The organism is Paenibacillus sp. SRL342 (assembly GCF_984798905.1).
The window spans coordinates 319,115-332,666 of sequence record NZ_OZ481790.1; the positions used below are offsets into that span (position 1 = coordinate 319,115).

The following is a 13,552-nucleotide window of genomic DNA, read 5'->3' on the forward strand; positions in this document are numbered from 1 at the left end:
AAGCTCATGAGATCAGTTTACCTTTCCGAAGCTCTTCCTGCAGGGCGCGCAGCCGACTGTTACGAACGGCGAGTGTGGTGATGAATTGCTCCCAGTGCGCTTCTTGCTTCATTTTTTTATAGATTTTGGACAGACGTTTCAGCAGCTTCACCGCCGCTTTGTATCCGTCCCTGTTTTTGTGTCCTATATAACGCTCCACTGCCTGATGATAGAAGGGAAGCAGCAGTTCGGGTGCATCTTTTTCGATCGGTTGCAGCATCGCTACGCGAAATTCGAGAGGCTCCGTCCCTGTACTCAGCTGAAAATCAATCCACCTGCGCCACTGTCCACGCGAATGCATAGCATCCTCGTAGGCGGGGCGGGAGTGGGGAAGCATACTGACAAGCGTGTCCCACATTCGGTTCTCTGTATCAGGCAGATGTTGAATAGCCGTGTCCCACAGATGCATGTAATCATTCAAAGGCGTATTACGCCGATTCGACAGCAAGGGACCAAGTTGTACCAACCAATCCCCAAGCCGCTTCCATTCAGCCGAGTCTGCGAGTACATGGAGAAAATGCAACAGTTGTTCTGGCGGGAAACCGTAGGTTGAGCTTCCATGGATGAGTCGCTGCCATGCCTGATCATCTTGCCCTACATGGAAGTACATCCAGCTCTGCGCGAGTAAGAGTGGTAAAGGCAGTGTTACTGCTTTGCTTGGTCTATCAATACCACTTTCATTACTCTGAGCGCTACCCAAGACACTCCCACCTGACTGGGAAGGTGGCGAAGCGGCGGTTATATTGCGCTCTATATCATCTAAGATGGCCTGTTCCGACACTAACATGTCCCGCGACCCTTGAAGCTCAGGTACAATCCAGTTCAACCAAAGTTGTCGATAGATCGGGGTGAAGAACATCATGCTGGCTGTCTCAGGCATCATCTGTTTGCGTAAATAAGCTGAGGTTTCGGCCAGTCTGCTCCAAAGTTGTTCAAGCTTGTTTCCCTTTAGACCCGAGAGGTCTAGTGGATGGTTAAAGATCCGCTCAATGTCTTTCAGAAGTGCATCCACCGCGAGCTGGGCAGGGTAACTCAAGTACACGGGAGTATGCGTGATGGAGTTACGGGCCGGTGGCACGCAGAATCGGATGAGGTGCAGCTGTACATGTAGTTCAAAAAGTTGGTCCATTGCAGCGTTCAGTCTTGGCTTAATGGCATATAGCTCGTCCGTTGCTTCCTGTACGTAGGACGTGCTTGCTGTGCCAGTACCCAGCCGTCTCAGACAGGAGTGGAATAGCTCGTGCCATTCCGAGATTTCGAGATCAGCAAGCTCTGTTGCACGTTCCTTGATCTGGCTGTATTGGTTGTCCGGAATGTCCGTATCCTGCTGTTCATCGGCATCTGTATAGCTGGATAGTCCTGCGGACATGGCACCGACGGGTTTGGTCGTTTGTTTGAGCGCAGTACTGGAGTGCGCATTCACAATCGCATGCACAGGTCGCTCCAGTTGCTCGGCATAACTCATTAATACAGCCGTCATATGTTTGCATACGGAACTCACCGGGCAGGTACAATGACTTGTAGTCAGGGACTGCATGCTTAGTGTGACCTCGTACTCTTCCGATCCTTGTACAACGGCCGAGATCCCTTGTTGTTCGGAATAGGTTAATGGTCCGACACGTTTCTGTTTATAATATTGGAATCCGCGCATGATCGTCAGGTTATTAAAATGCTCCGCAACCTGCCTGATCAACTGTCGCCACTGCGCATCATCCATCCTCATGTTATTCGGTATGTTCATCATTCCATCTCCTGGGGTAAACATAGGTTCAGTAATCACCACGTCTATGACGTGATGTTGTAAATTTGTTGTATCCATCATATCAGTTATGAGCCAATCCGTGCATGGGTTATGAAGAATTTGAAGTTATTTTAGACCAACTGGAATCAGGATGAACACGTCGGTTCTGCTGGCGGACGGAATGCATGATTACACCATATTGTGTATGCTTATGGTATGTATTCCTTTCAGGAACGATGCAGGCCGGGGAAACGGCCATATTACACACAACAGGAGAGAGCATATGAAAATACTTACGTTAAACACACACGCTTGGGCGGAAGAGAATCAACTGAACAAGATCAGTCAACTGGCTGATTTTATTAATACACATCAATTCGATGTAATCTCCATGCAGGAGGTCAACCAATCCATGCAGGAAGCGGCGCTTTCTGAAGAAGAACTGAAGATGTATTATGTTACTGAATCCGACGCTGTGATTAAAAAAGACAACTATGCCTACGTCCTGCTTCAGCAGCTGACAGAGCAATATTACTGGACGTGGATTCCCGCTCATGTTGGGTTCCAAAAGTACGATGAAGGACTGGCGATCCTTAGCCGGACGCCGATTAAGCAGGCTTTTGGGGAATACGTGTCCCACATGCGGGATTATAACAACTATCGTACACGCAAGATTGTGGGAATCCAGACGGTCGTCCAAGGTGAAGCAACCTGGTTTGTGAACGGACATTATAACTGGTGGGATGATGCGCAGGAACCTTTCAAGGGACAGTGGGAGTTAACGGAGAGCAAGCTTGCCCCCTACATGGATCAGCCGTTATATATAATGGGTGATTTCAATAATGTCGCGGAAGTGCGTGATGAAGGTTATGATTATATGATGAGCAAAGGCTGGAATGACCTGTACACCACAGCATTGCAAAAGGATGAAGGAGCAACTGTGGTGAAGGCCATTGCCGGCTGGGCAGATAACAAACGCGATCTTCGGATCGACTATATTTTCTCCAATCGTCCGATTCAGGCTAAATCTTCTACCGTGGTCTTGAACGGTAAAAACGGGCCGGTCGTGTCCGACCATTTTGGTGTCGCTGTAGAGATATAACAGCCGTGTGACCATAAACTATAAAGGTGATATCACCGCAAATACGAAACAAAGCCTCCGCTGACTTCCTGTTAAGGGAAGTTGCCGGAGGCTTTTCACATTCTAAATCATTTTCTGTGTCTATGTACATTTCATATCATATCATTCATTCTTTCTTTCTGCTGCGGAACTGGACTGTTACTCGAGCGACAGCATCTGATGTACAAACTTTTTCAGATTCGCGCTTGTCTCGCTAAGTTGTTCGATACTTTCCATGAACTCGGTAACAAGCTTGGCCTGATCCACTGTTGCGGTTGTAATCTGACCGATCTCTTGTTCCATATGCTTCATGGAATCTTGTACACTACCGAGGGATGTTTCGATATCAGCCGCTGCTTGTTTCGTATGATCGGACAGCTTGCGTACTTCACTGGCAACTACACCGAAGCCGGCTCCCTGATCGCCCACACGAGCTGCCTCTATCATGGCGTTGAGTCCAAGCAGGTTGGTTTGTTCCGATACTTCACGAATGACGTTTGTTACTTTACCTACACTGACCGAGTTCTCTGAAGCTTTTTTGGAGTTACGCAGAATCTCTTCCGAGGTTGCGGAGAGTTCTTCGGAATGTGCAGCAATCTGCTGAATGCCACCAACGAGAGCATTAATGGTTGTTTCATTTTCACGAATCAGATTTTCCAGTGTCATATGACTATCCAACGCGTAGTTTACACCCAATATACCCACAACCTGATCGTTCTCTTTAATAGGGATTAGAATGGAATCAAAAGGTCTACCCTGCAGATCACCAGGCATACGTGCCACGGTACGGGAATCTCTGTTAGTCAGCATTTTGAAATGTTTATAATCATCATGCAGCTCATCCCCAACCTTCACGCCAATCTCCAGACTTTTTGCCTCGGAAAAATACAATACTTTCTCATGATCATTAATGGATATGGATATGTCGTCACGGAACATTTGGCTAACAAAAGGCATAGCATTTACCAGAGATTCAAGAGTATTCAATGTGCATCTTTCCTTCCCGATACAAAAAGTGGAATTTTTCAATCTAGTATTTATATCGGTAACGTTTTCTTGTTTTTAAACCATTGTTTAAATTTAAGTTAACCTAGAGAGAAAAGGCGACTAAATCCAATATAATTGTAAGCGTAATCAAAAATCTGTAGCCACCACAGAACATGTCAGTTATACTGGGATTATTATTCGGCTATTCAGAAGATAACCAAGGGACATACCTATTTCCCGGTAAGGGGATTACCCACCTAGGTTAAGCGCTATACTTTATTACTGCATATTAGTTTAGTGCTCTAGTGTGGACGGTATGAATGCTATGATATAAGAATTTATTTCAACAGAAGAAGGATGTGTGCCATCGATGACGACCTATTTCAGTGAACCGCAGAGCATGTATTACCGATTTGGAGAAGATCAGGATCAGGTGTTGAAGGTACTAGCCGAGAGGTATATTGGAGCCAATGCGCAGGCTGATTTTGTATATCGGGTATTCCAGAAGTCTGGTATTTTGCAAAATGAAAAAGGGCTTTATGATCTGAATTTAGGTAAACGCTTTCCTGGTACGCCTAAAGACCATATATCCTACGCAGCTGCACTGGTTTGGGGGGACGAGGACCGGAATCTGGACGTGTTGGTCCGCTGTTATGGGCCTGTTCGTTTCTATTTCAATGAGCAGTTGGTCTATCGCTCTACCGTAATGGATGAGATTAGTCCAGACGCAACGGTGAAGCTCAGCATCGATATCAAGCCTGGTTGGAACACCATTTGGCTGGAGATGAAAAACACCCCTGCCGGATTTGGCTGCCAGTTTGGGTCAGATGAAGGAAAAGTGCGCATTTTGAATGTATTTGCTCCATTTCAGGAGAGACAGGGGCAAGCGGGGTGGGTGTTCTCCCAACCGAACCCAGCCACGAGTAAACAACCGGACCTGCTTGGAAAAGAATCGGACTACAGCTTGAACTGGCTGCCTGAGACAGGCTGGTCTGATGAAGATAAAACCAAGCCAGCTTTCGAACGAATATTCGGAAATCTTCCTGGAAAACATGCTTATGCTTGGACCCATCTGAACAATAACGATTCAACCGGGAATGCGGTGCGATTGTCAGGTCAATCTTCCGGTTCTCTGAGTATATGGATTAGTGGCAAGCCTGTGGCGCAAGTGAAGGAAGCGGGTTCGTTCGAGGTGGATGTACCAGCCTCTTTTGGGCGGAGTGACCTGATTGTCCGAAGTGAATGCAATGATACGGCGGCGGGACCTTGGCATTTTAATTTGAACGCAACCGTGTCGGGCAAGCCGCTCTCACTGGAACTTCCTCAGCGTGTGCACGGTGCTAATGGAGAGTCTTGGTTATATGTTGGACCTTTTGAATCGGAGGTTGAACCGGACTTGGCGGATCTGACTCGAACGGACCGAGTGTATCAAACGGGTCTAGAACAGACGTATTGGCGCTTAGATCGACCGGATGCTTGGATCAGACCTTATTATGAGAACGCGATGTTAAGCAACAAATGGACAGTGGGCAGTGTGACTAATTATGGTCGCTGGGATTATCCATTGGGTGTCACTGTATATGGTCTATTACGGACGGGGCGTTATTTGCAAAGACCGGACATTACACGTTATGCGGCTGAGCATGTGCAGGCATGTACCCAGATGTATGAGTACTCATTATGGGATCGGGAGCAGTATGGTTTCCCGGCAGTCAATCAACAATTGGTCATGCTGAAAATGCTGGATAACTGCGGTTCTTTTGGTTCAGCCATGCTGGAAGCGTATTCCGAGTGTCATGAACCAACGTTTCTTCCGATTGCTGAACGGATCGCCGATTTCATGCTTTTCCGTTTGGAACGACAGGAGGATGGGGCATTTTATCGCACATGTGTAGGGGAGTATGCCGAGAATACCATGTGGGCAGATGATCTCTACATGAGTACGCCGTTTCTCGTTCGTTATGCACGGGTGACAGGCAACTCGGCCGCATTGGATGAAGCCGCCAGACAATTTTCACTGTATCGGAAGTATCTGTTTATGCCTGAGTTCAAGATCATGTCCCATGTGTATGATTTCAAATACGAACAGGCAACGCAGATTCCATGGGGACGGGGAAATGGCTGGACACTGTTTTCCTTGACGGAGGTATTGGAAGCTTTGCCGGCAGAGCATCCCGAGCGTCCAGCCTTAATAGATTTCTTCAATGAGCTGTGTGAAGGGTACGCAGCGCTTCAAGGGGAAAGCGGGTTGTGGCATCAGGTGTTGAATGTTCCGCAGACGTATGAAGAAGCCTCCTGCACGGCGATGTTTGCCTATGGTTTTGCGAGAGGTGTGCGTTTTGGCTGGTTCAAAGACCCTGAAGTTTATGTCGCAGCTGCCGAGCGGGCTTGGAAGGGACTCATCTGCAAAGCAATCGATCGTCAAGGGAATGTGCATGGTGTGTGCAGCGGTTCGAGATATGCGTTTACGGCAGAGTATTATGATCAGGACTTGCGTACCGTCACCAATGACAATCACGGAATAGGCATTATGATGCTGGCAGGAACTGAAGTGGCAAAAATGAAGAAACATCTGGCTGAGCACAGGGTGTCTTCACCTGCCGTCTCACATTCCTGACAGACTCGCAGGAAACACATTTTTATAGCTGAACATCGAGCTTTTCCGACCATTCAATGGCCCGTAGAAAGAAATGCCGTGATTTGATGTTCATACTTTCGTTCCATATCAACCCGCTATCTTTTTCTCACGTATCATGCATGTATACCCATAATCATACCGATACGGGAACGGAACCGCCGGGAATATCATTCCTGGTGGTTTTTGATTCCTGTAACTCCTTACTTTTTTGACAGGAAAGCTTACTTTTGTTTATGTCATGTGCAGCAATGGATCGATACAATAGATTTTGTAAGCGATTCCATAAATGCAAGAAGGGGAGGAAATTCATTTATGATGATTACAAAAAAGTGGGTAACCCTGTTCTGCCTGTCCCTGTTATTGTTCGCTACAGCCTGTTCTGGAGAGGCCACCGATACACCATCTTCTTCTGGAGAAGCAAGTGGAAGTGAAGGAGATTCATCAGGCAAGATTGAACTGCGCATGACCTGGTGGGGATCACAGACTAGACATGATCTGACGACCAAAGTCATCCAATTGTTTGAAGAGAAACATCCGGGAATCACCATTAAACCTGAATATTCCGGTTGGGACGGTTACTTTGACAAGTTGACTACACAGGTAGCTGGTTCGAATGCACCTGATATCATCCAGATGGATTACGCCTTTCTGACTGACTTTGCCCGGCGTGGGGCCTTGCTTGACCTGACCCCGTTTGCAGAGAGCAAAGAGCTGCGGACAGAGGACCATGATCAGAGCATGATTACAGCCGGATCAATTGACGATAAATTATATGCGATTACCCTCGGAGTTAACGCACCGGGTGTCATCTATGATGCCACCGTATTTCAGGAATTAGGAATCGAAGAACCACAAGAGAGCTGGACATGGAAGGATTTTGGGGATATTGCGACTAAGATCGCCGCAGCCAAAGGTGAGGGGTTCTATGGATCTGCAGACATTTCCGGTACAACGAACATGTTTGAAGTGTTTATCCGGCAATCCGGAAAAGGATTGTTCGATGGTGGCACAATGACAGCTACCAGCGAGGAGCTTCAGCAATGGTTCGATATGTGGAGCGCACTACGCGAGAATGGTGGAGTGACCACAGCGGAGATAACGGCATCCACAACCAATGCGCTGGAGACACGCCCGATCTCGCTGGGTACAGCTGCGATGGATTTTGCATGGTCTAATCAATTGCTGACATTCCAGCAGGTGAACAAAAACCAGGATCATAAGCTTGGCATACAGGTTCTTCCGCATGGTGTAGGTGAAAAGCAAATCGGTGAATATCTGAAGCCAGGCCAGTTCCTCTCCGGTTATGGCAAAACCAAACATCCAAAGGAAGTTGCCATGTTCATTGATTTCATGGTCAATGATCCAGAAGCAACCGCTATTCTTGGTTCTGAACGTGGGGTACCGGTCAATTCCAGTATTCGTGAACAGATGCAACCTACGCTGCCGGAAGCAGAGCAAGTCATTTTCCAATTTATCGATACGGTATCGAAGAACTCCAGCGAGATTGACCCGCCATACCCGCAAGGATTTGCTGAAGTGGACACGAGTTTCAAGAGCGCAAGCGAGCAGATCGCCTTCGGTCAAGGCAGTACTCCAGATGTCATTGCCCAGTTTATTGAAGGAGCCAAGGCTACGCTTGGATCGAGTCAATAATAATTGAAACTGTCTCAGACTTCTAATTCTGCGGGGAGGTTGCGAAGATGACGACATCACAGGTCAGTCAAGCCCGAATCGAGCGTGTAACTACCCGGCGGGTGAAACGGAGATATGCCCACAATGGAGCAGCGCTTCTGTTCCTCGCCCCATGGCTTGTCGGATTGTTATTTCTAACCCTTGGTCCCATGCTGGTATCGTTATACTTCTCGTTCACTGATTACAGTATCCTGGCCGCCCCTTCCTGGGTCGGTCTGGATAACTACACCACGATGTTTACATCGGATAAACTGTTTACCCAGTCGCTCAAAGTCACCTTCACGTATGTCGCTGTATCCGTACCGGTCAAGTTGATCTTTGCGCTGCTGGTAGCCATGTTGCTCAACAAAGGGATTCGAGGACTCGGTATTTACCGGACGGTGTATTACATCCCGACATTGCTTGGGGGTAGCGTGGCGATTGCGATGTTGTGGCGTAAAATGCTGGGTGGGGATGGGCTGCTCAATAGTGTCCTTGCCATGGTAGGTATTAAAGCTCCCGATTGGGTTGCGAATCCGAAGTATGCCCTGTACTCCATCGTCCTGTTATCCGTATGGCAGTTTGGATCGTCGATGATTATTTTTCTGGCTGGCCTGAAGCAGATTCCACCCGAGTATGATGAAGCCTCAGCGGTAGATGGTGCAGGTCCTCTTCGGAGATTCTTCTATATAACGTTGCCGATTCTGTCACCTGTCATCTTCTTCAATCTCGTGATGCAGCTGATTACATCGTTTCAATCGTTCACACAGGCTTTTGTTATCAGTAACGGTAGCGGAGGGCCAGTGAATTCAACCTTAATGTACTCTCTGTATCTGTACAAAAAAGGATTCTCATTCTTTCAGATGGGCTACGCTTCCGCGATGGCCTGGGTGCTGGTCATCCTGATTGGCGTATTTACATTGCTCGTATTCCGCAGCAGCAAGCTGTGGGTGCACTATGAGGATGGTGGGAAATCATGATTGGACAACGGAACTCTACAGCATGGGTCGTCGGCAAACATGTGTTGATCTCAGGCATCGCCTTTATCATGCTCTACCCGATCCTCTGGATGCTGGGCAGCTCATTCAAACCGGGACATATGATCTTTACAGAGACCTGGTTCTGGCCACAGGAATGGAATTGGCAAAATTACATGAATGGCTGGTCGGGTATTCAGGGCAATCCATTCTCCCGCTTCCTGACCAACTCTGTCATCCTGTCGCTTGGAGCTGTGCTGGGTAATGTGATTTCCTGCTCTATGGCGGCGTATGCGTTCGCTCGGCTGAATTTTCGTTTCAAAGCTATCTGTTTCGGCCTGATGCTTATGACAATCATGCTGCCCCATCATGTGACGCTGATCCCGCAGTATATCCTTTTCAACCACCTGGAGTGGGTGAATACGTATCTGCCGCTTGTCGTGCCAAAATGGTTGGCGACTGACGCCTTCTTCATTTTCCTCATGGTACAGTTCTTCCGGGGATTGCCCAAAGAGTTGGATGAGGCGGCCACCATCGATGGATGCGGTCCTGTGAAAATATACACCAAAATCATCATTCCACTTGCTTTCCCAGCGCTGGTTACCACGATGATCTTTACGTTCTTGTGGACATGGGACGACTTCTTCAGTCAGTTGATCTACCTGAGTGACGTGAGCAAATACACCGTGCCGCTGGGTCTGCGTTTGTTCCTTGATTCCAGCTCTCAATCCGATTGGGGTCCGATGTTTGCCATGTCGGTGTTGTCACTGGTGCCATGTTTTATCGTATTTATCGTGTGTCAAAAGTACTTCGTGGAAGGAATCGCGACCTCTGGGCTCAAAGGGTAATTCCAAGACGAAACGAGTTGATTTTTCCATGGGGAAAGGAAGATGGTCTTCATTCATTAATCAAAAGCTGCAACAAAGCAAGCTCTCCACGTTGATGGTGACTTGCTTTATTGCGTTTAACCTCCTGCTCGTCTCGGTTGTGGTCTGGCTGGCATATCAGTCTTTCTCCACGGTCACATTTGCCGAGATTAGCAAAGCACGTCTGGCTCTTCTGAACGAAAGCACACGTCGGGGATTTGATTTTATCACAGGGGTAACTGGAACCGCTTATGCCTTGGCAAGCAATCGGGAACTGTCCAGTCTGCTCGAAACGGCTGATACGGGCAGGCTTGCACAGATTCACCAGCGGAGAGAGGTCTCTCGAATTCTGGATCATACCATGGTCGTGAGTGAAGGCATCACTTCCATTGAACTGTATACGGATGTCTTTAATGAAGTGACAGTGACTATGGCTGATCGCATATTTCCGGTGGACACCATCGCACACGACTCTTGGTTTGCTACGCTTGAAAAGGCTGATGCCGCTTGGGTTCCGCTGCGTGAGAACGAATCAGGCCAATCCCTGGTCGGATACGCCCAACGGATTTTCGACAGTCGTGGAGGGACGGTTGCCTATGTGCTCATTCGACTGAGCAGAGCGGACATCGTACGCAGGTTTGCCGATGTACCCATGGTGCTTGATGGAAAAGTCCTGTTGGTAGATACCGCTGGTAATGTCGTAATGCAGATGGGGAGAGTTGATCCAGCAGGGGAGAAGGAACGAGCGGATAGAAGAAATGAAGCGAGTACAGTACAGGAACCGGGTGGAGCTGTAAATTCATCTTCTTCTATTATAGATAGTGCATGGATTCAGGAACATGTCCAACCTGGTGCAGACGGATACGAAGTGGTTTCCGGCCAACCCGGAGGTGCTCAATTGGTGCTGTACTCCAGGCCAGCCATGCTTCAGTGGCGCCTTGTACAGACTATTCCGGTATATACACTGTTATCTCCGCTCAGACAAGCGGGCTGGCAGATCCTTGGCATCGCCGTACTTGGACTATTATGCTCGGCTGTGCTGGCGTACCTGTTTGTAAGGCAGATCATCCGGCCTTTACGACAATTGATCAAGCGAATGAGACAACTGGAGAAAGGGGACTTCGATACCCGGGTCCAACTCTCATTTACGGAGGAATATGCCCACTTGGCTTAATGGCTTTAATCATATGGCTTCACAGCTCACGACGCTGATGGAACAGGTGAAGGATGAGAGCCGGGCCAAGCGTGAAGCCCAGACGGGCTTGCTTGAGGCCCAGATCAAACCCCATTTTCTATACAACACCCTCGACATGATCCACTGGCGCGCACTCGATTACGAAGCCAAGGATATCAGTCGTATGATTGTACAACTCAGTAAGCTGTTACGGATCGGACTGAGTGGAGGGAGATTGTTTATACGGGTTCGTGATGAGTTGGAACATGCCCGTTGCTACGTTAACATCCAGTCAGAGCGGCTACCGTTCTCCATTCAATATCAGGAGCAGATCGATCCGCATATTCGCGGTTGTTACATTCCCAAAATCATTTTGCAGCCCTTCATCGAAAATGCCGTTATGCACGGGCACCCTGAAGAAGGCACACTTCGAATTCAGGTGTATATGCACGAAGAGGTTGGCCCGCATGAGGATATCGTCATTCGTATCACGGATAATGGGCGGGGTTTGCCGGAGGGGTGGAAACTCGAAGAGACGTGTGGCATCGGCGTACGGAATGTACATCAGCGCATTCAGCTTTATTGTGGGAAGAGATATGGTGTTCAACTGAGCGATAGAGCGTCAGGTGGCGTGGAAGTGACCATTACGCTGCCGCGTATTGAGACCGACGAGCAATTAAATCTATGGCTGGACGGTGAAAAATGATGAAGACCATTATGCTTGTTGATGACGATCCTCATATTGTAAAGGCATTAACAGATCATATCGATTGGCCTTCTCTAGGCCTCAGCATTGCAGGCACTGCTTCCAATGGCTTGGATGCGCTGGAGCTGTTTCACCGCATGCATCCAGATGTCGTTATGACTGACGTCTACCTGCCGGGGATGACCGGGCTTGAGATCACACAGACGTTGCGCCGTGATCATCCCCACTTGCCGATCATCATTCTTAGTGGATATGACGAATTCGAGAACGCCCGGGCAGCCATGCGTTGGGGTGTGAATCACTTTTTGCTGAAGCCGGCAGAGGTTGAGGAGATTGAATCTGTGCTGCGGGAGGTGCTACTGGAACAAGATGTGAGAGAGCGGCATGAGCGGCTGGAGCAGACATACAAGCAGGAGGTCGGACGGGTACTTCCGTATTTGCGCAAACAATTTCTTCACGAACTGCTGACTACGCGATATCGGGCTGACGAGCTGCCTAAAGAACGCATGGACTATATAGGTATTCATATGTCCTCACAGACACGCGCCATTAGTCTGCAACTGAATCGCCCCGTGTTTTTGACTCGAATGAAAGAACGGGATTGGCAGCTTCTCCGCTATGGGGCGGCCGATATTATTCAGGAGACGGTGAAGGAGCAAGCGGCGTGCCTAAATGGTCAGGTAGAGATTGTTGATTATTCGGATCAGGTATTTGTGTTGCTTCTATTAGGAGATAAAGATTATCTGGAGGAATGTCTGCCACTTGTGGAGCGGATGATCGATCAGATCTTTACGTATCTGAAAATTGAAGTGAGTGCTGGAATCGGAAGATCCAAGAGTCACCCATGTGAGGTGATAGATTCCTATCTCGAGAGCAGGGAAGCGGTGGAAACAGCAGAGTTTCAAGGTGGAAGTCGTATCTACCATTATGAAACATCAAAGGAAACAGAACCAAGTGTGACCGATTATTCATTATTGCTTCGTCAATGGAATGAGGCTTGGACGGATATTCGACCTGACCTGGCGGAAGAGATATGGCATCATATTTGCCTTTTGCTGAAAGAGGGGAAATGTGTTGGGATACAGGATGTACAGGTTGTGGCCGTCAGTTTGTTTGACACATTGATGCATAGCTGGAACCGACTTCACCCTATGTTAACGCCGCCGCTGGCGATGAGTGATTTTCTGCGTGAAATTCAATCGAAATATGCTTTGCATGATCTGGTAAACTGGATGGATCGTATTATCTGCGACTGGCTGGAACAGATACGTAAGGAGATGGGCGAGAAGAAAAGCAATAAACTTATCGAGCAGGTGAAACAGTATGTAGAGCTTCATTACGCCGAAGAGATTAGTTTTGAAGCGATAGCCAAGGGGCTGTTTGTACATCCGAAGTATCTGAGTCAATTGTTCAAAAGGGTGACCGGTGAGAATTTCGTGAGTTATTTGAACGGGTACCGGATTCAGAGAGCGTTGGAACTGTTGCAGTCGGGACATTACATGGTATATGAGGTGAGCGAGATGACGGGGTTCCGTAATGCGACGTATTTCAGCCAGGTGTTCAAAATGCTTACGGGCAAGAGTCCGTCTGAGGTGGGGTAGGGCGATACAGGTACAGTAATTATACAGAGCGG

At 48.1% G+C, this 13,552-nt stretch carries 10 protein-coding genes; 8 read left to right on the top strand and 2 right to left on the bottom strand.

Annotated features, from left to right (window positions below; all coding sequences use genetic code 11):
- Nucleotides 1-4 precede the first annotated feature (4 nt).
- Nucleotides 5-1,783, bottom strand: a complete 1,779-nt coding sequence (locus tag AC4E8D_RS01450) for an SWIM zinc finger family protein (RefSeq protein ID WP_486094897.1) — start codon at nucleotides 1,781-1,783, stop codon at nucleotides 5-7.
- A gap of 280 nt (nucleotides 1,784-2,063) precedes the next feature.
- Between AC4E8D_RS01450 and AC4E8D_RS01455 the strand changes: the two genes are divergently transcribed.
- Nucleotides 2,064-2,882: an endonuclease/exonuclease/phosphatase family protein gene (locus AC4E8D_RS01455; protein WP_449003730.1), complete on the top strand. Its 819-nt coding sequence runs from the start codon at nucleotides 2,064-2,066 to the stop codon at nucleotides 2,880-2,882.
- 177 nt (nucleotides 2,883-3,059) lie between these two features.
- Here the strand turns inward: AC4E8D_RS01455 and AC4E8D_RS01460 are convergent, their stop codons facing one another.
- Nucleotides 3,060-3,887: a methyl-accepting chemotaxis protein gene (locus AC4E8D_RS01460; protein WP_449003729.1), complete on the bottom strand. Its 828-nt coding sequence runs from the start codon at nucleotides 3,885-3,887 to the stop codon at nucleotides 3,060-3,062.
- 370 nt (nucleotides 3,888-4,257) lie between these two features.
- On the opposite strand from AC4E8D_RS01460, the gene AC4E8D_RS01465 reads away from it, so the two are divergent.
- From AC4E8D_RS01465 to AC4E8D_RS01495, 7 genes are all read left to right on the top strand, one after another.
- The gene (locus AC4E8D_RS01465; protein WP_221822250.1) at nucleotides 4,258-6,504 is read left to right on the top strand and encodes a glycoside hydrolase family 88/105 protein; all 2,247 of its coding nucleotides are present in this window, start codon (nucleotides 4,258-4,260) and stop codon (nucleotides 6,502-6,504) included.
- Between the two features lie 333 nt (nucleotides 6,505-6,837).
- The gene (locus AC4E8D_RS01470; protein ID WP_221822248.1) at nucleotides 6,838-8,178 is read left to right on the top strand and encodes an ABC transporter substrate-binding protein; all 1,341 of its coding nucleotides are present in this window, start codon (nucleotides 6,838-6,840) and stop codon (nucleotides 8,176-8,178) included.
- A gap of 47 nt (nucleotides 8,179-8,225) precedes the next feature.
- Nucleotides 8,226-9,176 (top strand): carbohydrate ABC transporter permease, encoded by a 951-nt coding sequence (locus tag AC4E8D_RS01475; RefSeq protein WP_260632850.1) that lies wholly within the window; start codon nucleotides 8,226-8,228, stop codon nucleotides 9,174-9,176.
- Nucleotides 9,173-10,021 (top strand): carbohydrate ABC transporter permease, encoded by an 849-nt coding sequence (locus tag AC4E8D_RS01480; protein WP_192136130.1) that lies wholly within the window; start codon nucleotides 9,173-9,175, stop codon nucleotides 10,019-10,021. Before AC4E8D_RS01475 ends, AC4E8D_RS01480 begins: the two co-directional genes overlap by 4 nt.
- Before the next feature lie 28 nt (nucleotides 10,022-10,049).
- Nucleotides 10,050-11,213, top strand: a complete 1,164-nt coding sequence (locus AC4E8D_RS01485) for a HAMP domain-containing protein (RefSeq protein WP_490205772.1) — start codon at nucleotides 10,050-10,052, stop codon at nucleotides 11,211-11,213.
- Nucleotides 11,214-11,226: 13 nt separating this feature from the next.
- Nucleotides 11,227-11,919, top strand: coding sequence for a sensor histidine kinase (locus AC4E8D_RS01490; protein ID WP_490205773.1), 693 nt, complete (start codon nucleotides 11,227-11,229; stop codon nucleotides 11,917-11,919).
- Nucleotides 11,916-13,520, top strand: a complete 1,605-nt coding sequence (locus AC4E8D_RS01495) for a response regulator (RefSeq protein WP_221822244.1) — start codon at nucleotides 11,916-11,918, stop codon at nucleotides 13,518-13,520. The genes AC4E8D_RS01490 and AC4E8D_RS01495 overlap by 4 nt, the downstream gene beginning before the upstream one ends.
- The last annotated feature ends 32 nt before the right edge of the window (nucleotides 13,521-13,552 follow it).